This window comes from Oceanobacillus alkalisoli (genome assembly GCF_021556485.1).
Taxonomy (GTDB): domain Bacteria; phylum Bacillota; class Bacilli; order Bacillales; family Amphibacillaceae; genus Oceanobacillus; species Oceanobacillus alkalisoli.
On record NZ_JAKGBW010000002.1, the window covers coordinates 98,505 to 124,321 of the forward strand.

The window sequence follows — 25,817 nt, forward strand, 5'->3', positions numbered from 1 at the left end:
CGGTTCTTGTCATACAAATGAAGAGCGTGATTATCTTGCAGGATGATCACAGTCATCACAAACATTGCCATAGCAGTCTGCTTTTTCGAAAATATCATGACCGCATTTCGTACATTTTTTCTTTGGTAAACTTTTGAAAAACTCAACTAAACCTAGCATGTGGGTTCCTCCTCGTTTGTTTGTCAATTAATTACCTGTTGAATGTATTGTAATATAACAGCATGTTATTTGTCAATACTGTTTTAATACATTTTTTTAAAATACGTTTGTAATTATTATATAATATGCAGCGGAAACGTTGTTATACTACACGTTTGCCCGATTAATAATTTTTGTATTTATTGCTTTAGATTTTTGTTTCCATTAAAATAATTGTATAGATGTTCTAGAGGAGGCTAGGCAATGAAATTTATTGATAACAAAGGAATTACCGATCCGATGATCAACCTCGCTATCGAAGAATACATTTTGGAAAACTTTGGAGAAACAGATACATACCTGCTCTTTTATGTGAACGGACCTTCCATCATTATTGGAAGAAACCAAAACACGATTGAAGAAATTAACACAGACTATGTAGAAGAGAATGATATTAAAGTTGTTCGCCGACTATCCGGTGGTGGAGCGGTGTACCATGATGAAGAGAATCTGAACTTCAGTTTTATTACAAAAGATGATGGGGAGAGTTTCCAGAACTTCCAGAAGTTCACCCAGCCGATTGTAGATGCCCTAAATGAACGAGGGGTACCAGCTGAGTTACAGGGGAGAAATGATGTTGCAGTTGAAGGAAGAAAAATTTCCGGGAATGCAATGTTTTCTACAAGAGGAAGAATGTTCAGTCATGGTACACTCATGTTGAATTCGAAAATCGAAGAACTGACGCATGCATTGAAGGTCAATAAGATTAAAATAGAATCAAAGGGAATCAAATCGATTCGAAGTCGTGTAGCAAACATTAATGAGTTCTTGGAAGACAAGCTGACGATTGAAGAATTTAAGGAAATGATTTTGAAGCATGTATTTAACGTCGATGATGTTAAAGATGTTCCACAGTATGTGCTTACAGATGAAGACTGGGAAAAAATCCATAAAATCTCCCGAGACCGTTATCAGAAATGGGAGTGGAATTATGGTAAGTCACCTGCATTTAACATTCAGGAAGCGCATAAGTTTTCGGCTGGACTTGTTGACGTTCGCTTAAATGTGAAAAAAGGAATCATCGAGGATTGTACGATTTTCGGTGACTTCTTTGGAATTGGTGACATCAAAGATTTGGAGAATAAATTAATCGGTCTCCGCCATGACCGTAAAACAATTGAAGCAGCACTTGAAGACTTCCCGGTTTCGCATTATCTCGGGAAAATTTCCAAAGAAGATTTCATTAATTTAATCTATTAACCACTCAACTTTCGTATCTCGAAAAATCAAAGCAGTTCAACCTGTTATATTCAATGAATTACTGATTGCTTTCATTCAGCGTAAGCGCAACTTTCTTCTGGTGTCCACAGTCCAGACACCTCCCGCACCTGCTGAGCGGCCGACAAGCCTCCTCGCGCTGAGCACTAAGGGGTCTCGCCAGGCTTACCTCCGAACAGGAAGTTCTAATGCTGGCATTGGTCACAGGACGTGACCGTTCTTAGCCAGCCTCCCGCAGGAGTCTCGAGGTGTCTGGACTGCTACCAGGAAAAACTTAATTTGGAACGCTATTTATTATTCTATAAATGCAATCTTCACACTGATGTAGTGAAGGAATAATTTCTATTTATCATAAACATCTTCACCAGTTCAGTTGCTCGGCGGACGGTGACTCCTGCGGGAATAGCACGAGTCTGAAGACCCCGCAGGGCGGTAGCCCGAGGAGGCTTCAGCTGTGCCCAAGGATGCGCATCCGTCCGCCGGGCAACTGAACGGCGATTAGAGATCTAGCCAAGAGAACGTGCAAAACACTTACGCTGAATGAAAGTGATTGATTTGAGTAAAAAGACCCGGCAAGTATGAAGTGTCGGGTCTTTTTCTGATTAAAAACGAATTATTTAACGACGGAGCTATTGTTTTATTGATTTTTTTCAAAAAATTTGGTTTTTTACCTTTCTTTTTCACTAGGTCTTTGTTATTATGTGTTCAAGCCACTTTCTTTTCTCTCGTGGAAAGGAAGTTTACAATGGAACAAAAGATTTTTACCTCAGCTCATGAAATCAGCCCGGTGACCATGGCTATTATTGCAAGCCGTGATAAAGATGGCAGGCTCATCAGTTACATTCTAGATGAAACAGCAGAGTATGTCAGCCATCTATCCCCAAGTAAACTCATTGATAACGCTTGTATGTTTTTCGGGAGCAGTTTGAAAGGCAGACAGGAGGGAAGCCGTGTCATTAGCGGTTTGACCCATAAAGTACCTATCTCCATTGATCCCGCAAGCGGAATGTACTTCCTGCCTACATACTCTCCGACGAGTCCAAAGTGTTCTTGGCTTTCTCATTCCCATATTGGTGATGTGATACAGTTGGATGAGGGAAACGCTGAAGTGCTTTTTATTAATGGGAAAACAATCACCCTTGACGTGTCTTACGGTTCGTTAACCAATCAAGTGCGCCGAACTGCCCAGTTCCGTTACAAACTGAATAACCGATTACATCATATAGGAAAAGGGATGATAGCTGAAAATCCGAATCCGTTTGATGTGATTAATACTTTTAAGAATGAACGTGATTAGCGTGCTCTTCAAGCGCTAAAATAAGATGCTCTTCAATGATCAACTCCACCTTTTTGCGGATGGAAGGGTTAAAGTAATTCCGTTTTTCCTCCCTACCTTGGCAAAGATACAAAAAGGAGGAGAAGGAATCATTTTTGTTTAGGGTAATGACTTCTATGTTTTGTTTCTTCATCTTGATTCTCAATCCTCTTCGCTCCTCTAATGCTAAAGACTCCATTTTCTTGAATAACTCCAAATAAGGTGTTTTGATTTTAAAAGCTCCTTCACCAACATGCCGGATGTCTTGTCTGATTACAACAATTGCCATCGACAGAAACAGGAAACGGGAAGCAATCGCATATTCTTCTTCCGTAATAAATCGCATGAACCATTCTCCTTTATAGGAACATGTGTTTGCCTTAGTTTATTATACGCTAAACTTGAAAAAAATACTATAATAAAAGAGAAAAAGAAAGTGGCAAAATTTAGCGATATATAACTAGGATATTTTTGAAAGATAATTTAAACTATAAGTTAGGTGTTCATTTATGCTGAGGAGAATGGGCTTACATGTACTTAATAACAACAACCATTACGTTTCAAAACTGGAGAACGAAATTACAAAATGAAGAAATTGATGATTTTATTCAACAACTACTTAATCAGTATGAAGGCTTAGGCCCGTTGCCGGGAATTTTATTGCCTTTTATTGAGGCGCTCTTGCCTTTCTTACCGTTAATGGTATTTGTATTGGCGAATGCTGCTGCATATGGTTTGTTGAAAGGCTTTTTCTATTCCTGGATTGGCGCCTGTGCTGGTGCGATTCTTGTTTTCTTGCTGATGCGAAAATTATCGAATGCTAAATGGGTGGAACGGAAGATTAAACAAAACAAACAAGTCTCCCGGGTAACAGGTTGGGTAGAGCGACATGGGTTCGGTCCCTTGTTTCTTTTACTCTGTTTTCCTTTTTCTCCATCCGCTATTATTAATATCGTCGCAGGATTTTCAAGAATTAGTGCACAACAATTTATTCTGGCGGTCATACTCGGGAAAACGGTGATGATTTTCTCTATCGCCTATGTCGGGTCAAGTATTATGGAATTTGCCAAAAATCCGATGAAAACAATCGTCGTACTCATCGGAATCGGGTTATTCTGGTTCATCGGCAAATACCTAGAGGGCCGGCTCCAGCGCAAAGTAATGGAGAAAAACTATCCAAAACGAACAAACTAAAAATATAGGAGCAGGCTTATATCTCTGGTAAACTAGAGATATAAGCTTTTTGCTTTCTACCCGGGTCCGCAGTCCCGATACATTCACGTATTCCGCAGGCGGCTCACCAGCCGCTCGTGGTAAGTGAGAGGTATTTGGACTGCGGACTCTGAAGAGGATAATCGAATAAACATATTTAAAAATAGATTTTGATTAACAGAGGAGGATATTCATGGGAATCCGTTTTATTACGGGACGTTCTGGAACAGATAAAAGCCAAATCGTCATTCAAGAAATCAAAGAAAAACTGCTGGAAAGTCCACATGGTAAACCGATATTTTATCTCGTTCCCGATCAAATGACCTTCCAACAAGAACGCGCCCTATTTACTGCAGAAGGAATTGATGGAAGCATTCGCGCACAAGTAGCAAGCTTCTCACGCCTTGCCTGGCGCATCTTGCAGGAAGTCGGCGGTGGAACAAGGCAATTCATCAGTTCAATCGGTATTCAAATGATGCTCCGCAAAATAATTGAAGAAAAAGAAGGAGAATGGCATACCTTCAAAAAAGCATTAGAAAAACAAGGTTTCCTGCAAGAACTTGAACGGATGATTACCGAATTCAAACGATATCAGGTTACTCCTGAAATCCTACAGCAAGAGATTGCTGGAATAGAAAAATATGTACATAAGGAGCCGAATGAAGTAAGTCTGGAAATGAAGCTGCGGGATCTGTTATATATTTATGAACATTTAATGGAGCGTCTTGCCCCTCACTATATAGACAGCGAAGATCAACTCCAGCTGCTTGCGGAAAAAGTTGGTGCATCTCGTCTGCTTGAGGATGCGGAAATTTATTTAGATGGGTTTCATCAGTTTACGCCGAATGAGCTTACAGTAGTAGAAGCATTGTTGAAGAAATGTAAGACGGTCACGGTCGTGCTGACATTAGATGATACGAAAGAAGAGCCGGCAGAGCTTGATTTGTTTTACCAAACGAAAGAAACCTATCATCAGCTCGTTCAACTTGCAGAGGCGAATGATATCCCGTTCGAGGAGCAACTGGAATTTTATCCGGAGAACGGCAGGTTCAAGGAGCGGCCTTATTTCCTCCATATGGAAAAATATTTTGACACACGACCTGCTCCCGCTTATGAAGGCGAAGTCCCGATTCAAATTGCTGAAGCAGTACATCCACGGGCAGAAGTGGAAGGAGCGGCTCAAGAAATACTCCGGCTCGTTCGGGAAAAAGATTATCGATTCCGTGATTTCGCCATCTTTATGAGGGAAGCAAATGTCTATCATGATCTGATTGATACAATTTTTGCAGATCATGGTATACCAGTCTTTCTTGATGAAAAGAAATCGATGTTGAATCACCCGTTTATTGAATTTATCCGTTCCATCTTTGATGTTATCGAAGGGAATTGGCGTTATGATGCCGTATTTCGTGTACTTAAAACAGGGTTTGTTCCACCTGCTGATAAGCGCTATCCGCTAACGGCTGATGCGATTGATGAATTGGAGAATTATGTGTTGGAGTATGGGATCCGAACGAGAGAACGCTGGTTCGCTGAGGAGGAATGGGTATTCCAACGATTCCGCGGGTTTGATGAGGCGGGTCAAACAGATAAGGAACTGGAAAAGCAGAAGCGGATTAATCGTTATCGCCGTCAAATTGTCTACTCCTTACAAGTCTTTGATGAAGCGATACGAGAAGCGGAAACCGTCCGTAAGAAATGTGAAGTTCTATTCGAATTGTTTGAACAGGTGCGGGCACCTGAACGACTGGAAGAAATGCGGGAGATGGATGACGCGGCAGGTGAAATTGAAAAAGCGCGGGAACAGGAACAAGTATGGGATGGTGTCTTACAGATCCTTGATGAGCTTGTTGAAATGGCTGGGGATGAAACATTAAGCCTTGATGTCTTCCGCAGTACATTGGAAGCGGGTTTAGAAACCCTTGAATTTGCCCATGTTCCGCCTAGCATGGATCATGTGATTGTCGGAACAATTGACCGCTCCCGGATTGGCCGTGTCCAGGTTGCTTTCTTACTCGGGGTAAATGATGGCGTTTGGCCAATGAAGCCAGCTGGAGAGGGTCTTATCAATGAAAGGGAAAGAGAACTGCTTGAACAAAATGGAGTTCGTCTAGCGGAAAGCAGTGTACGCCAGCTGCTTGATGATCAGTTTTTTATGTATCTTGCATTTACAGTTGCAAAAGACCGCTTGCATATTAGTTATACGTTAAGCGATGAAGAAGGAAAAGGGAAAATGCCGTCCCAGCTTATAACGCGAATGGAGGATCTTTTCCCGGCAACGAAAGAAAGATTCTTACTTCAAGATCCGGATGATCTTGCCCGTGCTGAACGATTTATTACGAATCCGGTCAAGACAAGGGCAGCTTTAACAGCACAGCTCGCACGTTACCGTCGGGGCTATCCAGTGGAAGCTGTCTGGTGGCATGTACTGAATTGGTATATGGAGCACGAGCCGAAGTATGAGACGACTTATATGATCTTGCAAAGTCTCTACTACCAGAACTTGCCGACTGATTTGGCGGAAGATACGATAAAAGAACTTTATCCGAAGCAAGTTAAAGCGAGTGTCAGTCGACTCGAGACGTATTATCGCTGTTCTTATCAGCATTTTGCAAGGTATAGTTTGAATTTGGAAGAAAGAAAAAGGTATAAGCTTGATGCGCCAAATATCGGACAATTATTCCATGAAGCGCTCAAGGTCATTACCGAATGGATTCGACTGGAAGGCAGAGATTACAAGGAACTGACGAAGGAAGATTCTAGCTCATATGCGAATCGGGCAGTTGGTAAGCTTGCTCCGATTTTACAACATCAAATTCTGTATAGCTCAAACCGTTATAAATATATTCAACAGAAATTACAAGAAACAATTGCCAGAGCAACGTTTATATTGAGTGAACAAGCACGGAAAAGTAATTTTTCACCTGTAGGTTTAGAAGTCGCTTTTGGTGAGGGTGCACCATTAAAGCCAATGGTCATGCAGCTGCCAAATGGGTATGAACTTATCCTGCGCGGCCGGATTGACCGGGTCGATCAGGCGAAAGTAGATGACGGGTTTTATCTGCGGATTATCGATTACAAATCGAGTGATCACGGGCTGAATTTAGTTGATGTCTACTATGGACTTGCCCTGCAAATGCTCGCATACCTTGATGTCGTTCTGTCTCAATCGGAAGAATGGCTCGGAATGAAGGCGACTCCTGCTGGTGTTCTTTATTTCCATGTTCATAATCCGATGATTAGTAATCAACCAGATATGGAAGCAAGTAAATTAGAGAAAGAGCTGTTTAAACAGTTTAAAATGAAAGGTCTTTTGCTTCAGGATGAGTCGACTGTCCGAAGTATGGATACAGCACTGGAGACGGGACATAGCGACATGCTGCCAGTTGCCCTCACAAAAACGGGGAACTTTTATAAAGCATCTAAAGTGGCAACAGAAGATACATTTAACGATCTGCAGCACTATATCCACGGTCTGATTGAGCAGGCGGGGATTGAAATTACGACTGGTAAAGTGAAGCTCAATCCGTATCAAGATCAGCAGATGATCGCATGCAGATTCTGTCCATTTCTTTCCGTCTGTCAATTTGATACAGGACTGGAAGAGAACGAGTTCCGCAAGTTGAAGCAGATGTCAGAAAATGAAGTGCTTGAGAAAATAGCAGGGGAGGAGGAACATTAATGGTACAGTGGACAAAAGAACAAGAAAAAGCAATTTATACAGCAGGAACGAACATCCTCGTTGCAGCTGCAGCAGGATCTGGGAAAACGGCAGTACTTGTTGAACGGATTATCCAAAAACTGCTCGATAAAGAAGAACCTGTCGATATCGACTCCTTATTAGTTGTAACCTTTACAAATGCAGCCGCCCAGGAAATGCGTAACCGAGTAGGGGGCGCGCTTGAGAAGGCGCTTGAAGCGGAACCAAATTCCGTGCATTTAAAGAAACAGTTGTCTCTTCTCCAGCGTGCATCAATCTCCACCCTCCATTCGTTTTGTCTTGATGTCATCCGGCAGTATGCTTATTTACTTGATATTGATCCGAGCTTTCGAATTGGTGACGATATGGAGATGGATTTAATTAAACAAGATGTGCTTGATGATTTATTTGAGGATTGGTATGGCGATGAGACGGGAGAAGTTGATGAATTCTTTGCAGTAGTCGATCGCTTCTCAAGTGACCGGAGTGATGTCGATGTCGAAGAACTAATTTTAAAGTTATATACTTTTGCTGTTCAAAATCCGTGGCCGGAAGCATGGCTCGATGATTTAGCGGAAAGCTATCATATCCCAGAAGATTGGGAAGAAGATGATCTAAACTTCCTTCCAATCCTTCGATATGAAATGAAAAATACATTCACAGGTATTCGGGAACAAATGGAGCGAGCGATGGCGATTGCGAGAGAGAGTGATGGCCCCGATGCTTACATTGATACCATCAATTCCGATATTGAAGGTCTACATGGGGCGGAAGAGCGGATGGATTCCTGGGGCGAACTTGTCGAATGGATAGGCAATTATAAATTTGCCCGCCTCTCTTCAAAGAAAATGGATTGCAATGAGGAGAAGAAAGAAGCTGTCAAAGCTTTACGAGATCAATATAAGAAAAGCTTCAGCGACATACAGAAGAAATGGCTAAGCAGGCCTCTTGAGCGCCATATAGCCGAAATGCAGGAAATGTATCCGGTTATTAAGAAATTAACCGAGCTCGTTAAAGCATTTAAGACAGCATTTACGAAGGCGAAGCGGGAGAAGGCACTCGTTGATTTTTCCGATTTGGAACATTATTGTCTGGAACTGTTACTAGACGGGGCTGCAGATGCTGAAACACTCGTCCCGTCTCGTGTTGCTCTTGAGTTTCAAGCTAAATTTACGGAAGTGCTTGTGGATGAATACCAGGATACAAACCATGTGCAAGAAACAATTATCCAGATGGTGAGTAAGCGAGAAGAACCGGGTAATACCTTCATGGTTGGGGACGTAAAACAGAGTGTCTACCGTTTCCGTCATGCGGAACCAGGTCTTTTCCTTGAAAAATATAAACGGTACCGAGAAGAAGAGGCTGCAGGGAAGCGAATTGATCTTGCGAGAAACTTCCGCAGCAGGGAAGAGGTACTGGACGCATCGAATTATATTTTCCGGCAAATTATCGATGAAGCCTTAGGTGAAATTGAATACGGTGCGGCAGCTGAATTGATTTACGGGAATAAAAGCTATGATGATGTGCCGAGCGCCCGTCCTGAGGCGGAGCTTATTTTAATCGATGGAGATAAAGAAGTGGCGCCTCTCGAAGGTGAAACAGAAGAATCAGAGAATTTTCGTGATCTTGAAAAGGCGCAGATTGAAGGCAGGGCTTATGCCGAGCTGATTAAAAAATGGATTGGTCGGGACGGGGAAGCTTTTCCGGTTGTTGATAAAGAAACTGGAGTTCAGCGTCCTGCTCAGTACCGGGATATTGTTATATTACTTCGTGGGATGAAACAAGCTCCGGTTATTGTCGAGGAATTGAAGCAACATGGTATCCCTGTATATGCCGATATTTCGGAAGGATATTTCGAAGCAATTGAAATAAAGATAATGATCAGTTTGCTGAAGGTGATTGATAACCCGCACCAGGATATTCCGCTTGCTTCGGTACTCCGCTCACCAATTGTCGGATTGAATGAAGATGAATTGACGCAAATCAGAATGGCGAATCGGCAAGGGTCTTATTACGAAGCGCTGGGAGCTTACGTGAAAACAAATCAACATCCAGTGACGAGAACGGTGTCAGGATTCCTGCAACAGCTGCAGGAATTCCGGCGTGCTGCGCGAGACGGAGCCTTATCGGAATTAATTTGGGATGTTTATCGCGAAACTGGTTATTATGACTTCGTTGGAGGCATGCCTGGTGGTAGACAGCGTCAGGCAAATTTGCGGGCGTTGTATGACCGGGCGCGCGGATACGAATCAACCAGTTTCCGTGGTCTATTCCGTTTCCTTCGTTTCATTGAACGGATGGAGGAGGAAGGGAAAGACTTAGGAGCAGCCCGGGCGCTAAGTGAGCAAGAAGATGTTGTGCGGATTATGACGATTCATAAGAGTAAGGGACTTGAGTTTCCAATCGTCATTGTAGGCATGATGGATAAACAATTTAATTTGCGTGATTTAAATGAGAAATATTTATTGGACAAAACATACGGATTTGCAACGAAATTCATTGATCCAGTAAAACGGCTGACGTATACAACACTTTTCTATGAAGCAGTGAAAATGAAAAAATTAAGAGAACAGCTTGCAGAAGAAATGCGTGTTCTTTATGTTGCGCTCACACGGGCGAAAGAAAAGCTTGTCATGACTGGTTATGTAAGGGATCTGCAGAAACGCTTGGATAACTGGGATAAGATGCTCGACCATCAGGACTGGGTGCTGCCGGAATATTATCGTCTCGAGAAGAAATCTTATCTCGATTGGGTTGGTCCAGCACTTATTCGCCATGATCAAAATGAGATATTAAGAACGAGAGAACTGCCGGAAGAACTAACGAAGGAAATTCGTGAAGATCGTTCGAAATGGGAAATAACGATTATCCATGCACGTGACTTAACGAACTTGGGAACTTCTGAAAGTGAAGAAAAAGAGCAGTTGAAGCATCATATTGAAGAGTGGAAACCGGTTTCCGTCGCGCGTGACGGACTTCAGGAGTATGTCGATGAACGGCTGCATTATAATTATCCGGATAAGGAAGCAACAATGACAAGGGCGAAGCAGACGGTGACGGAAATTAAGCGTCAACGGGAGCTGTTCAATGAATATGGCTCAGATCAGTTGATATCCGATTATAGACCGCCAATCATGAAGCGGCCGAATTTCCTGCAGAAGGAGCAGACATTAAGTGCAGCGGAAAAAGGGACGGCAATGCATACGGTCATGCAGCATTTGCCATTGACGAGAGCCCTTACCACTTCAGAAATAACAGAAGAAGTGGAGCGGCTCGTGGAAAAAGAAATCCTTACGCGAGCAGAGGCAGATATAATTGATATTGCAGCAATTGAATACTTTTACGAAACACCTTTAGCGACATATATGATGGAGATGTCTGAGTTGTATCGTGAAGTTCCGTTCAGCCTCATGTTAAAAGCAGAAGAGATTTATCCGGAATTTGACCCGGATAAAAATGAAGAAGTACTCATTCAAGGGGTAATTGATTGTCTCATTCCAAAAGATGACGGTTGGATCATTCTCGATTATAAGACAGATACGATTTCAGAACCTATTACACCTGTCTTGGAGGAAAAGCTAAAGAAAAGATACGAAGTCCAGCTTTCTCTCTATCGGGCCGCAGTTGAACGAATCTGGAACCAGCCTGTAAAAGAAACATATTTATACTTTTTTGAAAAACAACTATTCATTCAAGTCTCAGAAGGGTAAACTATAAGTAGAATTGGGACAGGGTGGTACGTGACTATGCGGCTTGCACCGACAAAGGAACAGAATCGGATTGAACATATTGATATAATGAGGGGCTTTGCTATTTTTGGTATTTTCATGGTGAATATCGGCGCTTTTTCCGCCCCTTATTTTATGCATGGTGGCTGGGAAGCTGTTTGGGATACACCACTTGAGCGATTCATTCAAGCGTTTATCGATATTTTCTTCCAAGGCAGCTTTTACACGCTATTTTCGATATTATTCGGCTTCAGTTGGCAGTTAATGAAAGAACGACTGCAAGTGAAAGGAATGGCTACTACACCATTTTTATTTCAGCGACAGCTCGGTTTAATCGGTTTTGGACTCATTCATGCCTTTCTCATTTGGCACGGAGATATTTTACTATCTTACGGATTGATTGGACTTTTCCTTCTTTTATTTATCGAGGTAAAGGAGCGTACGTTACTAGTTTGGGCTGCTGTTCTTTTATTTGGTAGTGTTGCTTTTATTACACCAGGATTATATGCAGTGCGTGATCTTTTAAACAACTCGGATAGTGCAGCAATTAATCAAGCGATAGATAATTATTCGAGTAACGAGCTTTTGCTTATTTGGAAACAAAACTTTCAAGACTGGGCGCTGGCTAATTCGAGTGTTGGCTTCATTTTTCTTATCATGACGCTTCTGCCTTTGTTTTTGCTAGGCATGTATTTAGCGAGAAAGCGAGTATTCCATGAACCGGAAATCGATCAGCCTATACTGAAGTGGCTTTTAATCATTTCCTTCTTATTGAGCCTAATTTTGAAAGCTGGCCCATATCTTATAGGAAACCCTTTATGGTTTACGTATGTGCAGGATAATCTTGGAGGAACGGCATCTGCATTATTTTATATGACAATGATTACACTGCTTGCTCAAACAGCATTAGGAGGGAAACTGATTCGGCCGCTCCGTTATGTCGGGAGAACAGCTTTGAGTAATTATATATTCCAATCGCTCATTAGTTTCATCTTATTTTATGGCATTGGTTTTGGCTTGTATGGTTCTGTAGCACCCTCCGTTTCAGTATTCATTGTCGTCGTTATCTTTTCCTTGCAGGTGCTAGCAAGCAAATGGTGGTTGTCCCGTTACCGATTCGGACCATTAGAATGGGTATGGCGCAGTTTGAATTATAAAGAAATCCAGAGATTACGAAAGTAGAAGGGGAAGAAGCCAATTCAGCAAAATGGGAACACGGTTCACATCAGCCTGTGGTGAAGAAAGCAATAACGAATAGAGAAGAATTTGAATAAAAGTGTCCATTTTGTTAATAAATTGTAAGAGAGATCAATCTACCTTGCTTCTAAAATGAATTCTCTCGCAGAACATGGTATGATGAGGATTGACGAAAACTGAACAAATAGATTGTAGGAGGTAATGATACGATGCTTCATATGCATGTCACGTCTTGGATACTCGGACTGATTTTATTACTAGTTGCTTTATTCCTTTACAAACAAGGGAATGCAAAAGGCGGCAAAATCGTTCATATGATTTTACGCTTATTCTATCTCATCATTATTTTCACTGGTGGGTATTTATTATTCGATGTTTATCTGGCAAACTTTTCAATGCCAATGGGGGTAGAGGCAATCACAAAAGGCCTTGCTGGAATCTGGCTCATTGCAGCGATGGAAATGGTACTTGTTAAAACAAACAAAGGCAAACCAGTTACTGGCTGGTGGGTACAGCTTGTCATCGCACTGATCCTAGTTCTTATCCTAGGATACATCCGTTTACCTTTATCATTCTAATTGTATAAAATGAGTTCGTGGCTGGGACTTCGTCTTGAAGTCCCGGCCCTATTTATTATTGAAGTTTTTTTAACAATTATTGAATAGCGATTGACTAAAATTTATTTTCCTTAATAATAGAACAAGATAGAAGTAATTGAAATGGTGGGGGATAAGATAATGAAAAGAAAACTAGTCATCAGTATAGCAATCCTATTTTCGTTATTCATATACGTGTTGCCGGTTGCAGCGGAAGAAAGACAAATAGAAGATGAAATCATGTATGAAATCATGGTAGATCGTTATAGCAATGGGGACTTTAACAATGATGCTGAAGTCGATGTCGATGATCCCACTGCTTATCAGGGCGGTGACTTTAGAGGAATAATCGACCAATTAGACAATCTCGCACAAATCGGGATGACGACGATTGTCCTGTCACCTATTATGGCGAATATGGAAGACGGCTTTCACGGATATTGGGTAGAAGATTTTACCGAAATCGATCCGCAATTCGGTACGTTTGAGGAATTGGACGAGCTACTGGATGAAGCTCATGAGCGGGATATAAAGATTGTGCTCGAACTTGTTACGAATTATTTACCAGAGGATCATTCCATAGCACTTGATCCTGAACGTGCGGATTGGATTTTACCGGAAGAGGTGACTGGACCGGATTGGACGGAGCGTGTTGTGCAACTCAATCAAAACAACCCGGATGTACAGGATTATTTAATCGATGCAGCTTCGTTCTGGCTTGATGAAACGGAAATCGATGGTCTGAGCCTGCATGCGGTCGATCAGTCGTCAATTGACTTTCTAAACCGACTGACAACAGAATTGAAAGAAAGTCATCCAGATAAATATTTACTCGGAGATGTACTTGACGAAGAAGCTGATATCGCAGAGATTATGGCAAGTACTTCACTGGATGCGATTGATAACTATCAGGTAGGAAAAATGATTTCTGATATTTTCAGTTTGCCGGACCAATCTCCAGTAGAAATCTATGAAGTATTGGAAGAGATGGACGATTTTCAGAGCATCCTTCTCATTGATGATAAGTATTCGAAACGATTCTCTCAGAAATTCTCCGAAAACGGCAGAAATACCGTAACAGCCTGGAAGCTTGCATTAACATATATGTACACAACACCAGGAACACCACTGATTTTACAAGGTACAGAAGTAGGCATGTATGGAGAGACGGCGGAAGATTCGCAGCGGATCGTCCCGCTTAACAGGGGCGATCAGGATTTGACAGAGTTCCATGAACGAATTTCGTCCTTAAGAACTGAATTCCCTTCATTAAGGCGCGGCGACTTTGAATTGGTTGACGAAAGTGATTCCTATGCAGTGTTTAAACGGACTTATGAAGGAGAAACGATGTATATCGGCATCAACAATGGCAGTAAATCAAGCTATATTGATGTTACGGATGTCGGACCAGATATGTTATTCCGTGGTTATATAGAAGATAATCTTGCCCGCCAGAATCCAGAAGATAATTATCGAATTGGAATTCCAAGAGAATCTGTAGAGGTCTATCAATTAATGGATGATGTAGGTTTAAACTGGACGCTCATTATCATGGTTGCGACGATCTTGTTTGGTTTTGTTTTCGTTGTTATCTATTTATCGAAGAAACAGAAAGAACGAGAAAGAGCAGAAGCAAATCAAGGGCTTCGAAAGTGATAAGAAGGAAGAAACGCTTGGAGAACTTTCCGAGCGTTTCAGTGTTTTTCCATTATTTCCTCTTCCCCTCGAACAGGTCGCTGCTGACAGTAAAGCTCATGAGGATAACTCCGATTCCCAATAGAATTGCAGCGATAAGCAATCCTTCCCCGTAGAAAGGAAGCGTAAAAAATCCTGTCCATTGGACGAAGGCTTGTAGGAATAAATAAAGTTCATTCACCATAAATCCAGCAAAGAAGATGCCAAAACCGGTGGAATACAACCGATTCGCCTGAATAATTCCTTGCATTTGGTATTGTAAAAGAATAAAGATACTAATGAAACCAAGCAAGGTAAGATGCAGATAACCGATAATGACACTTCTCGTTGAATTGACGAGTTCTGCTAGTCCAGAGTGAACCAGGCCAAGTTTCAGCGTACTTTTCATGAACAGTAAACCAAAGGTAGCAAGTAGTTATATATTCGGTTGATTGGAAAAGAATAAGGCGAGGGTTCCTGGACCGGAATGGGCACCAATAACAGCACCGACCATTTCAATTACAATGTTTTCTTTTGGTACATCGAATTTTTCTTGAATGAGGGAAGCTAGCTGTTCCGCCCTTTCTAGATCGTCTCCATGGCTAATTCCAATTGTCTGGTTACGGAAATCTTTCCCGCGTTCTTCCATTAATTCAATCATGCGTCCTAAGACTTTTTTCGAACCACGGAGCTTCTCAAGGGGAATCAGTTTCCCATCTTCCACATTTAAAATTGGCTTTATTTTTAATAAGCTGCCGACGAAGGCAGAAGTCTTACTGACACGCCCGCCACGATATAAGTATTCCAAATCATCAACAGTGAAAATATGTTCCATATGATTTGCTTGATGTTCGGCAGCTTCGATGATTTCTGCAAAAGCAGCACCATCTTTAGCCATTTTTGCTATATGAAGGACAACAAGCCCGTAACCAAGTGAAGCACATTTGGAGTCGATAACATGAATGGGTGCATCTGGGTATTCTGTTTTTATCTGATCTTCCATAATTTTTGCACTTTGGTATGTTCCGGATAATTCAGAGGAAAATGATACATAAACAAGCGGCTCATTCTTCTCTGCTGAGGCAGTGAACACTTTTTTGAAAGCCTCTGGAGCAGGCTGGGAAGTCTTCGGGGCTTTGCCGTTCCGCATCTTATCATAGATGGTTTTCGGATCGATTTCTTTTACATCAGCATAATCCTTGTTATCTAAATGAACATTTAAAGGTACCATTTCAATGCCATATTCGATATAATAGTCTTTTGATAAATCACAAGCAGAATCAGCTATAATTTTTACATTCATTTTATCACTTCCAATCTACAATTTGCTTGCCTTCTTCTAGTTTAAAGCGAGAAGGTCATTTAGTCAAAAAGTAGTTGAAAAGTTATGAATTTGTTCTGGTGTAACCGTCCGTAAAACTCCCAACTCAAAATTTTAGGGTCTCCAAGAAAGTTTAGGTGGGAGATAACGAACGGTTTCACCTAGGGTTCGTTCGTTCAACTAACAATCAGTGGGGGATGAAGAAAAACCTTCACTGATTGAAGTTTCACTTTATCAAGCGATTGTTCAAACTATTAAAGCAGGAGGAACGCTCATGTTTATGATGGAAGCTAAACGAATTATCACCGTAATTATTGGTGCATTTCTATTAGCAGTATCACTTAACTTTTTCCTAATCACGGCCAATGTCTATGCAAGTGGCTTTGCCGGTGCAGCTCAGCTGTTGTCAAGCGTCTTTCAGGATTTCCTTGGTATGAATATTGGAACAGGGACATTCCTCTTACTCTTGAATATACCGGTATTCATCTTAGGCTGGTTTAAAGTTGGAAAAGGATTTACAATTTATAGTGGGATATCCGTCGTCTTTTCGACAATATTTCTGGAGTTCATGCCGATTATTGCACTATCAAATGATATTATGCTGAATGCAGTGTTTGGTGGCGTAATTGCAGGAGCTGGTATTGGAATTTCCTTAAAGATCGGTGCTTCGACCGGAGGAATGGATATTATTGCAATGTTGTTATCGCGTATGAATGATAAACCGGTTGGCACGTATTTAATGGCACTAAACGGAATTATCATTCTGCTTGCTGGTGTCCTTTATTCCGCGGAAAATGCTTTGTACACGCTGATTGCGCTTTATGCGACGACAAAGATAATCGACATGATTCATACTCGCCACGTGAAATTGACAGCGATGATTATTACGCAAAAGCCGGAAGAAATGCAGCAGGCAATCCATAATCGGTTTATCAGAGGGATTACATTTCTCCCTGCTCAAGGTGCTTATTCAAAAATAGAGAAGAAGATGGTTTATCTTGTTTTGAACCGATATGAATTATATGATGTTGAAAAAATCATTAAAGAAGTCGACCCGGAAGCATTTACGAATGTTGTAGAAACGACCGCAGTCTATGGATATTTCAGAAAGGATTAGGTAGTATGAAGAAAATTTTATTTGCAGCTGTATTCCTATTGATCCTTGTTGGATGTGGGAATGATAGTGAATCAAACGAGGAAGCAAATACACCGGATAACACAGAGGAAACACATACAGTTGTTTTTCGGAATTTGGACTTGCAGATAGAAGCTAATACTTATATTTTAGCTGGAGAGGTACGAGCTGAGGATGGGCAATTCTATTATCAGCTGGAACAAGGTGAAGAGGAATTGCACTCTGAAACGGTTTACGAATTAGAGGGGGAACCAGGAGTTTGGGAAGATATTGAAATTAGCGGGGAAATCCCGGCATCTGCTTTTGATAGCGAAGAAGCGCCGATTTTGACCCTATACAGTAAATCACCAGAAGGACAAGCACTCCACCCGAATTTTATTCCGATTGATATTGCGGAATAAAAAATAAAGGGAACTTCATAAGTTGAGAAGTTCCCTTTATCTATGTATTAATAGCCGTGTTTTTCTATCATTTCAATGACGTGCGGGGATAGTTGTTCCCATTCTACATCAAAATGCTTATTGACCGTAATAAAGTTTTGATACCCAAAAACATTATCTACACCTTCAATGGTCATCAATTCATTTAGAATATCATATTCACTCGTATCTCCAGGCATCAGCGAATAACTTTTAGTACCTTCAAAAATCATTTTATCCGATGTGAATTTCATCGCGTTTGGGTTTGGAGTACCCTCCATACGAATTGCCATCTCACTCACTCCTCTTTTGTTCATACTTACCCATATAGTAGCAGATATAGAGGAAATTATAAAGCAGAATAGATTAGCGGGTAATGCGATTCACCGCTGATCCACCCGCTAATCATATTATATTTTAAATTACAGCTGCTGGTTATTCGTTAATTGCTGTTCCAGTTGTTCCAATTCTTTTTGTTCTTGTGGAGTTGCTTCCTCATATGCGGCCTGAATCGCATGCTGTACTGCTTCCTTGTCTGCTTCCGTCACATCCTGCCCCATATTCATCATATCCATTATACGTTGTCTAGCTTGCTGGAATCGTGATTGCTCCATTTAAAACCCTCCTCTTGTATGTTGATCTGCTTCTGCTTTTTTGCGTACTTTATCTGTGAAATTTACCTGATATGCTTGTTGTTTCCGTTTATCTTTTTTACCGGGCTGCCGATCCTTTGAATTCCTCAGCTTTCATAACTCCTTTCTATTTTCACTTTTGGCAAATTAAAAAGGGAGGAACGTTTTTCACGCTCTCCTCCCTTAGTATGAACCTTTCTATTTTCACTATACACGCAAGCTTTAACTAGGTGTGTTCACTTTTAATTTTAAATACTCTTCCAAAAATGAACCGATGCCATCTTCTTCATTGGTTGCAGTGACATGCTTTGCGATTGACTTCAGTTCATCGATGGCATTCCCCATCGCCACCCCGACACCAGCATAATCGATCATTTCCAGATCATTGTCTTCGTCCCCGAATGCGATAATCCGGTCTTCTGGTATATCAAAGTAATGAGCGATCTTATGAAGTCCGACTGCTTTATTCATTCCTTTTTTAATGATTTCAATGACGTTCCACGGGGCACCCCATTTACGGTGCTCGATCACTTCCGCGTGGTAGTTGTCGAGATGGCTCCTCAATTGCTGTACCTGTTCCTCTTCCGGATAAACGAGGATGGAGGTTGGATCTTCCTCAAGCTTTTGCTTTAAGTTACCAATCACAAATGGGGCTTCGTCCTCAATTTCATCAAAGAAACCGATCAGTTTGCTGTCGAAGGAGTCGATATACACATCATCCAGCACTTCAGCTAAAATATTGTTAACACGTAAATCATAGCAAGCATCAATGATCTTATGTGCTGTTCGGATCGGCATCGGCGTATGTAACGCATCCCAGTTCCTGTTTTGAGGATGGTGGATAAGGGCCCCGTTAAAGTTGACCATTGGCGTATCCAAGCCAAGTTCATGATAATAATTAATACTTGCCCGATGTGGCCTTCCAGTCGAGATAACTAATATATGTCCTTCTTCTTTCGCCCTAAAAAGCACTTGCTTTGTCCGTTCACTAATTATCTTATCGTCTGTTAATAATGTCCCGTCTAAATCGAGTGCAATCATATGTTTTTTCATAAGTTTTCATTCACCTCATCTTGTAACCTAGTCTATAAGAGATAAGTCCCCAAGTAAAGTAAATTTAACTTAACAACGATAATTTTCAGGTTTTAGACTGGCAGACTGATTGGAATATCGGTAACATAGGGGTGAGGTGAAAAGCAATGATTGGAATAGTGAAAGAAAAAGTAGGAAATATACCGAGTTTAATCGTAGCAGAAAGCGAAGATAAGGATAAAGCATTACCGACTGTGATTTTTTTCCATGGCTTTACAAGCGCAAAAGAGCACAATCTTCCGATAGCTTTTTTGCTTGCTGAAAAAGGTTATCGTGTCATACTTCCCGATAGTGAATTTCATGGGGAAAGGGAGTTGGAAACATCTGAACGGAAACGGCAAATCTCATTCTGGGATATTGTTCTCAGAAATGTACACGAACTTGGAGAAATTAAAGAAGCACTCGATGCGGATAGTTTAATTCTGGACGATAGAATCGGTGTAGCAGGAACAAGTATGGGAGGAATAACGACTTCAGCAGCATTAACCCAATATGATTGGATCAAGTCAGCAGTTATCTTGATGGGCTCCCCGCGCATCACGATATTTGCGAAAACACTTGTAGAAAGCTTTAAAAACGGGGGAGACCTTCCAGTGACGGATGAACAGATTGAAGTCTTGTACGATCAACTGGAAACGTGTGATTTATCACTTCAACCGGAAAAGCTAAACGGACGGCCACTTTTGTTCTGGCACGGCGGGCAGGATGCTGTCGTTCCATTTGATCATTCGTTTACGTTTTATGATGAAGTGAAAGAGCAGTATGAGAACGTAGAGCATATCAAGTTTATCAAAGAGGCAAATGCCGGACATAAAGTAAGCAGGCATGCTATCCTTGAGTTGGTAAAATGGTTCCATACGTATTTGTAACAATATATACAGATTCAAATACTTAATATTTTACTGAAATTATGGTTTAATAAAGGGAAGAAGGGAAAAAAGGAGGTTCGTAAAATGGATGAAGCGACAAAAGAGTATCTGATGGGCGCACTGGAAAACGTGATTGACCCTGAATTAGGTATAGATATCGTTAACCTCGGTTTAGTATATGACGTTGATCTTGATGAAGAAGGCTTATGTACGGTTACGATGACACTCACAACGATGGGCTGTCCGCTTGCTGGACACATCGAGCAAGACATCAAATTTGCTTTAGCCGATCTGCCGGAAGTAAAAGAAACAAAAACAAATATCGTTTGGGATCCGCCATGGGGCAAAGACAAAATGTCCCGCTACGCAAAAATAGCGCTAGGCATCCCGGATTGATATCAAAAGCGAAAGCGCCTGGTTAGCGACGTATGGACTGAGCCGTAGGAGATAAAGGAAACACAGCGACCAAAGGGAGCTGATGTTGACTTTCACCGCAAGGGTATAAGAGCGACCAGGCCTTATGTCTTAGCCAATCGGCAAATCTTCTTTATCGTACGGAGGTGAAGGAAGTCCACTAGTCGCTGGGGGCTGGAGCTGGACGTGGCTATACAGCAAACATTTAATTATAATAAACATATAATTTCTAAGAAGTTCTCTGATCTTTGAACAAATAAAAAGCAGCTACCATGACGGAGCTGCTTTTTATAATGCTATTTTATGTGTGAAGAGTCCAATATATACTGCGATGGGATAACTTTTATTTTAGATAACTATCTATACCAGTCCAGTTGCCCGGCGGACGGTGACTCCTACGGGAAAAGCACGTGTCCGAAGACCCCGCAGGAAGTGCTCTTCTTCCGAGGAGGCTGAGGCCGTGCCTAAGGATGCGCATCCGTCCGCCGGGCAACTGAACGGTGACTAGAGTTCTGATAAAATAAATGAGCAAATCACTTACGCTGAATGAAAGTAATTATTAGACTTTACAAACGTGTACTTTGCAGTTACGAAGTGAAACACAGGTTATAAGAAAAAGATTACGAGCAGTCCAACGACGACACAGTAATAAGAGAAATATTTTAGGTTACCATGCGCCATAACGTTCATAAACCATTTCAATGCAAAATAAGTCGCAACAAACGAAGTAATAAAGGCGATCACATTCGGAATAAGCAATGCTTGGAATTCCGGGCTTGCAACAAGCGTCGGAACTTCTAGAATGGTTGTCCCTAAACTGACCGGAATATAAAGTAAGAATGCAAAACGCAGTGCCGTATCTTGTCTCATCCCAACAAGCATGGCTGAGACAATACTTGCACCTGAACGACTGATTCCAGGTGTGACAGCGATAGCTTGAGCTAGTCCGACGATAACAGCATCTTTCGTCGTCAGATCGCCTTCCAGTCTTCTTCCGCGTAAGTTACGGATGAACCAGATCGCCACTGCTGTGATTAATAAAGTAACCCCGACAACATTTGTTCCACTTAACACATTTCCAAGATAATCGCCAAACAATACACCAACAATCCCAACTGGAATTGTTGCAATCACGAGATAAACAACAAACATAAAGTCGCTTCTTGCCGATTTATCCTTTTTGAATAAGAAAAGGATTGTATTTTTAATCAGGCGAATAATATCTTCTTTGTAAATTAGTAAAACAGCAAGTAAAGAAGCGAAGTTTACGAAAATTTCAAAGGAAAGTCCTCTCGCCTCAATTCCAAATAACTCTCTGAAGATAATTAAATGCCCGCTTGACGAAATCGGGATTGGTTCGGTAACACCTTGAACAAGTCCAAGAATAAAATACTGAATAATTGTAATTAAATCTTGCATGAAATCCATTATATTCTCCCCTTTAATTCATCGAATCCATCCTCAAGCAGACAAGTTCCTTTTTTTAGCTAGGTGAATAGTCTAGTGGATGAGGAGGGTTGATTAACGTGACGATGAAAAATGATTCTAAAAAAATGTATGAACAATGTAAAAAACATATGCATTCTTATGTGCTTATTGAAACGATAGAAGGGGCGCGTATCGATGGAATCATTACCGGTTTAGATGATGAATATGTATATATGGCAGTCCCCATCGATGCACAAACCCAAATGACAAATGTTTCCCGAGACGTGGAGCATGATTACCGGCAATTTGGACCGTATGGCTGGTATGGCCCAGGATTTGGATATGGTCCCCCAAGACGATTCCGGAGAGTAGTTCTCCCGCTCGCAGCCCTTGCAGCGCTCAGCTTGCTCGCATGGTATTAAGACAAATAACAAACCCTTGCCACTTTCCTTGGCGGCAAGGGTTTGTTATTTGTTAATTTTTCTTTACTTTCAATATGACGTCGCCCATCAGGAATGTGACAATCATAAAGATAACTGCTAGAATGACGGCTTCAGAAATTACGAATGGTTCACCAGCCATACTCGTAAGCACGTATGTAACTGCCGCACTAATAAGCAGTGACCAAATAATCGTGAAGATGTATCGCATGTTCAGCACCCCACATTTCAAAATCATATGTAAAAAATTAAATGCTACATAAATAATATCCCCATATAGTTTAACAAAGAACGAAAAAAAATAAAAGCTTTAATTTTGACATATACTAATGAAAAGGAAAAATGCCGGTATATATCTTTTAAAAGGGGGATTTTAGCACAATGGAAGTTCTTGTTCATCCTGTTTCTCATTGGATCGGCTACCATATTGCTGAACGGCTTTTGCATGAAGGATACGAGGTAAAAGGGATAAAAGAGATAAAAGAGGAAGGTGACAATAATCATCTTATAGACTTCTTCCAGCGAAACAGTAATTTCGAATTAATGACAACGAGCAATCAAAGAAAATACCAGCTTGCAATTTTTGTGGAAGATATTCCTGAAATGGATGAAAATCGGTTTGAACGAATGCTCCAAATTAATGGTGAGCGTTCATCTGTTAAGAACGCAACCTACATTGATGCGCCCTATTTATTTGGTGAATGGATGCCTATGACAGAAGAAGGAATATATGTTGGAGAAAATTATATCGGTTTTTCCTCACCAGCATTTCTTGAAAAAGGAGTTTATATTACAGATTTTCTCAGCCAATTGCTCCAGTGGCTAAAAGATATGCCGGCATATCAGGAAATTCGGGTGGAATCTGTAAGAAATCAAAGTTTAAAAGGGAAAAAACTTGAAAAAATCTTCTCAGTAGAAGAAAATATTCCTATAAAGGAAAATATAAATCAAGTACTTGCACATTTTCGTAAGTTTCAGGCTCTTTATCCCGCTGTGAATAAAAAGACCTGAAATTAATCAATATAATGAATTTCATAATACGTATTTAATGCTTCACCATCACCATATGTAGTTGAGTTGGTTCGTTCCCAACTACATATGGTGATGGAAAAGCCGACTTTGGTAATTATGAAATTCATTCAATAGATGAACAGGAGGGGCAGTATGAAAAAGCAATTGACTTTTATCGTTCTATTCATGATTATAATACTGCCTGGCTGTAGTTATTTTTCAGATCACAATAATTTGCTGAATGCAGGCATGTTGTTCGAATCGGAAATTGAAGGCAATGCCTGGAATGAAAAAGGCTATGATGGCTTGCTTGCAATTGAGAAGGAATTTAATACGAATGTCTTCTACAAGGAAAATGTTCAAAAGGAAAATGATATTATCCAGGCAGTTGATGAATTTGTAAATGAAGGCGTCAACCTGATTATCGGACACGGAAATAGTTACGGACATCACTTTGTCGATTTGACGAAGACGTATCCTGAGGTTCATTTCATCTATATGAATGGGGATTTGTATAACCCTAAGGTGACAAGCTTGAACTTTGATTCCAATGCGATGGGTTTCTTTGGTGGCATGGTTGCCGGGGAGATGTCAAAGAGCGATGAAATTGGTGTAATCGCGGTCTTTAGTTGGCAACCAGAACTGGAAGGCTTTTATGAAGGTGTAAAATATCAGAATCCGGATGCTGAGATTCATATTGATTTTGTGAATGATTGGGATGACCTGGAGCAAGCAATGATCATCTATGATGAGTTTCTGAAGGCAGGAACCGATGTAGTTGTCCCTGTCGGCAATGCGTATAGCCAGGCGGTGATTCAAGCAGCTGCAGCTGACGATGTATACACACTTGGATACGTAGCCGACCAGCAGAAAATAGCGCCGGAACATGTGTTGACAAGTATGATTCAGGATATTGAAGCAGTTTATGTGAATGCAGCGGAAGATTTTAATGATGAGGTGTTAATGGGCGGTATCCGTTCCTATGATTTTCATGATGATTTCATTACATTAGGAACATTCAACGAGAAGATAGACGGCAATTTTGAGAGAGAAATTACAGAAGCAATAGAAGAATATAAAAAAACTAATTTACTTCCTTTTGAGAAATAAGGATGATGTTTAAACCTTCCTCTTGTCAGGAGGGGTTTTTTGTTTTAAAATTAGTACCAAGTCATAATGTTTACTCGTATAGATTGCTTCTAGCTGAAGTGATGTGAAATAGATAGTTGATAATAGTTAAACCTCGTATAAAGTATGAAGGAGATGTTAAAATGAACGTAGGTATCTTGGGAACTGGCCATTATGTACCAACAAAGGTCATGACGAATAAAGACATGGAAAAAATTGTAGACACAACAGATGAATGGATCCGCACTCGTACTGGAATTGAGGAAAGAAGATTTGCAGAAGATGGGATTGATACATCCGATATGTCTTACCATGCTGCAAAAGAGGCGCTTAAAGAGGCGAATATTTCTCCAGAAGAAATTGATTTGATCCTTGTTGCAACGGTGACACCGGATACACCATTTCCATCGGTAGCTTGTACGATTCAAGACCGGCTCGGTGCAACAAATGCCGCCGCGTTGGATATCGGGGCTGCTTGTGCCGGGTTCGTCTATGGACTTGTCACAGCCACTCAGTTTGTCAAAGCAGGAGCATATAAACATGTGCTCGTTGTCGGGGCGGATAAGCTTTCAAAAATCATTGACTGGGAAGATCGCTCAACTTGTGTTCTTTTAGGTGATGGTGCAGGTGCGGTTGTCGTCGGTGAAGTTGGAGAAGGGAAAGGAGTCCTCTCCTTTGAATTAGGTTCGAAAGGTTCTGGCGGGAAAGATTTATTGCAAAATAAAGAAGGATTTATGGAAATGAACGGCCGGGAAGTATTTAAATTCGCTGTCCGGCAAATGCCAGAGTCAACGGTAAATGTGGTAGAAAAAATCGCTCTTGCGAAAGAAGATGTCGATTATCTCGTTCCACATCAGGCGAATATACGGATCATGGACGCTGCAAGAGAACGTCTCGGTATTTCTTCAGATAAAATGGCGAAAACAATCACGAAATATGGAAATAATTCTTCCGCGTCCATTCCTATGGCATTATCAGAATCCGTAAAGAATGGTAATATTAAAGATAATGATTTAATCGTATTAGTCGGATTTGGCGGTGGATTGGCGTGGGGAGCTGCGGCAATTCGCTGGGGAGTCTGACCAGATTA

Annotated in this window: 26 protein-coding genes; 16 read left to right on the forward strand and 10 right to left on the reverse strand. The window is 41.1% G+C overall.

Features of this window, described 5'->3' with window-relative positions; translation table 11 throughout:
• Positions 1-30: 30 nt before the first annotated feature.
• Positions 31-159, reverse strand: coding sequence for a protein YhfH (gene yhfH / locus LZD48_RS02650; RefSeq protein ID WP_235761187.1), 129 nt, complete (start codon positions 157-159; stop codon positions 31-33).
• A gap of 243 nt (positions 160-402) precedes the next feature.
• Here yhfH and lplA point away from each other — a divergent pair, with 243 nt between their 5' ends.
• Entirely contained in the window at positions 403-1,398 is a 996-nt protein-coding gene (gene lplA / locus LZD48_RS02655) for a lipoate--protein ligase (RefSeq protein ID WP_235761188.1), read from the forward strand.
• A gap of 763 nt (positions 1,399-2,161) precedes the next feature.
• Positions 2,162-2,713, forward strand: coding sequence for a competence protein ComK (locus LZD48_RS02660; RefSeq protein WP_235761189.1), 552 nt, complete (start codon positions 2,162-2,164; stop codon positions 2,711-2,713).
• On the opposite strand, the gene LZD48_RS02665 is transcribed toward LZD48_RS02660, so the two are convergent.
• Entirely contained in the window at positions 2,694-3,077 is a 384-nt protein-coding gene (locus LZD48_RS02665; protein WP_235761190.1) for a YhjD family protein, read from the reverse strand. The genes LZD48_RS02660 and LZD48_RS02665 overlap by 20 nt on opposite strands.
• 185 nt (positions 3,078-3,262) lie before the next feature.
• Here LZD48_RS02665 and LZD48_RS02670 point away from each other — a divergent pair, with 185 nt between their 5' ends.
• The 6 genes from LZD48_RS02670 to LZD48_RS02695 all read left to right on the forward strand — a co-directional run bounded on the left by LZD48_RS02670 (position 3,263) and on the right by LZD48_RS02695 (position 14,820).
• Positions 3,263-3,925 carry a TVP38/TMEM64 family protein gene (locus LZD48_RS02670; RefSeq protein WP_235761191.1) on the forward strand — a complete coding sequence of 221 codons (663 nt, stop codon included), beginning with the start codon at positions 3,263-3,265 and terminating at the stop codon, positions 3,923-3,925.
• A 211-nt stretch (positions 3,926-4,136) separates the two neighbouring features.
• A complete protein-coding gene (gene addB, locus LZD48_RS02675; RefSeq protein ID WP_235761192.1) occupies positions 4,137-7,625 on the forward strand; it encodes a helicase-exonuclease AddAB subunit AddB in 3,489 nt (1,162 codons plus the stop codon).
• The gene (gene addA, locus LZD48_RS02680) at positions 7,625-11,353 is read left to right on the forward strand and encodes a helicase-exonuclease AddAB subunit AddA (RefSeq protein ID WP_235761193.1); all 3,729 of its coding nucleotides are present in this window, start codon (positions 7,625-7,627) and stop codon (positions 11,351-11,353) included. The genes addB and addA overlap by 1 nt, the downstream gene beginning before the upstream one ends.
• Before the next feature lie 36 nt (positions 11,354-11,389).
• Positions 11,390-12,553 (forward strand): DUF418 domain-containing protein, encoded by a 1,164-nt coding sequence (locus tag LZD48_RS02685; RefSeq protein WP_235761194.1) that lies wholly within the window; start codon positions 11,390-11,392, stop codon positions 12,551-12,553.
• Positions 12,554-12,777: 224 nt separating this feature from the next.
• On the forward strand, positions 12,778-13,146 hold the full coding sequence (locus LZD48_RS02690; protein WP_235761195.1) for a YisL family protein: 369 nt from the start codon (positions 12,778-12,780) through the stop codon (positions 13,144-13,146).
• A 159-nt stretch (positions 13,147-13,305) separates the two neighbouring features.
• A complete protein-coding gene (locus LZD48_RS02695) occupies positions 13,306-14,820 on the forward strand; it encodes an alpha-amylase family glycosyl hydrolase (protein ID WP_235761196.1) in 1,515 nt (504 codons plus the stop codon).
• Positions 14,821-14,872: 52 nt separating this feature from the next.
• Here the strand turns inward: LZD48_RS02695 and LZD48_RS02700 are convergent, their stop codons facing one another.
• Complete coding sequence (locus tag LZD48_RS02700) at positions 14,873-15,247, reverse strand: hypothetical protein (RefSeq protein ID WP_235761197.1); 375 nt, start codon at positions 15,245-15,247, stop codon at positions 14,873-14,875.
• Positions 15,248-15,274: 27 nt separating this feature from the next.
• Positions 15,275-16,141, reverse strand: a complete 867-nt coding sequence (locus tag LZD48_RS02705; protein ID WP_235761198.1) for a DegV family protein — start codon at positions 16,139-16,141, stop codon at positions 15,275-15,277.
• Positions 16,142-16,433: 292 nt separating this feature from the next.
• Between LZD48_RS02705 and LZD48_RS02710 the strand changes: the two genes are divergently transcribed.
• Both LZD48_RS02710 and LZD48_RS02715 read left to right on the forward strand, forming a co-directional pair.
• Positions 16,434-17,276, forward strand: coding sequence for a YitT family protein (locus LZD48_RS02710; protein ID WP_235761199.1), 843 nt, complete (start codon positions 16,434-16,436; stop codon positions 17,274-17,276).
• Between the two features lie 5 nt (positions 17,277-17,281).
• Positions 17,282-17,695, forward strand: a complete 414-nt coding sequence (locus LZD48_RS02715; RefSeq protein WP_235761200.1) for a membrane lipoprotein lipid attachment site-containing protein — start codon at positions 17,282-17,284, stop codon at positions 17,693-17,695.
• Between the two features lie 47 nt (positions 17,696-17,742).
• Here LZD48_RS02715 and LZD48_RS02720 read toward each other — a convergent pair whose 3' ends face one another.
• The 3 genes from LZD48_RS02720 to LZD48_RS02730 all read right to left on the reverse strand — a co-directional run bounded on the left by LZD48_RS02720 (position 17,743) and on the right by LZD48_RS02730 (position 19,398).
• Positions 17,743-18,006 (reverse strand): NifU N-terminal domain-containing protein, encoded by a 264-nt coding sequence (locus LZD48_RS02720; protein WP_235761201.1) that lies wholly within the window; start codon positions 18,004-18,006, stop codon positions 17,743-17,745.
• Between the two features lie 129 nt (positions 18,007-18,135).
• A complete protein-coding gene (locus tag LZD48_RS02725) occupies positions 18,136-18,327 on the reverse strand; it encodes a DUF3813 family protein (RefSeq protein ID WP_235761202.1) in 192 nt (63 codons plus the stop codon).
• A gap of 240 nt (positions 18,328-18,567) precedes the next feature.
• Positions 18,568-19,398, reverse strand: a complete 831-nt coding sequence (locus LZD48_RS02730) for a Cof-type HAD-IIB family hydrolase (RefSeq protein ID WP_235761203.1) — start codon at positions 19,396-19,398, stop codon at positions 18,568-18,570.
• 146 nt (positions 19,399-19,544) lie between these two features.
• Between LZD48_RS02730 and LZD48_RS02735 the strand changes: the two genes are divergently transcribed.
• On the forward strand, positions 19,545-20,306 hold the full coding sequence (locus LZD48_RS02735; RefSeq protein WP_235761204.1) for an alpha/beta fold hydrolase: 762 nt from the start codon (positions 19,545-19,547) through the stop codon (positions 20,304-20,306).
• 84 nt (positions 20,307-20,390) lie between these two features.
• Positions 20,391-20,702 (forward strand): metal-sulfur cluster assembly factor, encoded by a 312-nt coding sequence (locus tag LZD48_RS02740; RefSeq protein ID WP_235761205.1) that lies wholly within the window; start codon positions 20,391-20,393, stop codon positions 20,700-20,702.
• A 624-nt stretch (positions 20,703-21,326) separates the two neighbouring features.
• Here the strand turns inward: LZD48_RS02740 and LZD48_RS02745 are convergent.
• Positions 21,327-22,139, reverse strand: a complete 813-nt coding sequence (locus tag LZD48_RS02745) for an undecaprenyl-diphosphate phosphatase (protein WP_438822743.1) — start codon at positions 22,137-22,139, stop codon at positions 21,327-21,329.
• A 113-nt stretch (positions 22,140-22,252) separates the two neighbouring features.
• Here LZD48_RS02745 and LZD48_RS02750 point away from each other — a divergent pair, with 113 nt between their 5' ends.
• Positions 22,253-22,570, forward strand: coding sequence for a hypothetical protein (locus LZD48_RS02750; RefSeq protein ID WP_235761431.1), 318 nt, complete (start codon positions 22,253-22,255; stop codon positions 22,568-22,570).
• A gap of 52 nt (positions 22,571-22,622) precedes the next feature.
• Here LZD48_RS02750 and LZD48_RS02755 read toward each other — a convergent pair whose 3' ends face one another.
• Positions 22,623-22,799: a DUF2929 family protein gene (locus tag LZD48_RS02755; protein WP_235761207.1), complete on the reverse strand. Its 177-nt coding sequence runs from the start codon at positions 22,797-22,799 to the stop codon at positions 22,623-22,625.
• Between the two features lie 170 nt (positions 22,800-22,969).
• Here LZD48_RS02755 and LZD48_RS02760 point away from each other — a divergent pair, with 170 nt between their 5' ends.
• Positions 22,970-23,599: a hypothetical protein gene (locus LZD48_RS02760; protein ID WP_235761208.1), complete on the forward strand. Its 630-nt coding sequence runs from the start codon at positions 22,970-22,972 to the stop codon at positions 23,597-23,599.
• Between the two features lie 2 nt (positions 23,600-23,601).
• Here the strand turns inward: LZD48_RS02760 and LZD48_RS18690 are convergent, their stop codons facing one another.
• On the reverse strand, positions 23,602-23,727 hold the full coding sequence (locus LZD48_RS18690) for a hypothetical protein (protein WP_255770386.1): 126 nt from the start codon (positions 23,725-23,727) through the stop codon (positions 23,602-23,604).
• A 25-nt stretch (positions 23,728-23,752) separates the two neighbouring features.
• Here LZD48_RS18690 and LZD48_RS02765 point away from each other — a divergent pair, with 25 nt between their 5' ends.
• A complete protein-coding gene (locus tag LZD48_RS02765; RefSeq protein ID WP_235761209.1) occupies positions 23,753-24,709 on the forward strand; it encodes a BMP family ABC transporter substrate-binding protein in 957 nt (318 codons plus the stop codon).
• A 161-nt stretch (positions 24,710-24,870) separates the two neighbouring features.
• On the forward strand, positions 24,871-25,809 hold the full coding sequence (locus tag LZD48_RS02770; protein ID WP_235761210.1) for a beta-ketoacyl-ACP synthase III: 939 nt from the start codon (positions 24,871-24,873) through the stop codon (positions 25,807-25,809).
• The last annotated feature ends 8 nt before the right edge of the window (positions 25,810-25,817 follow it).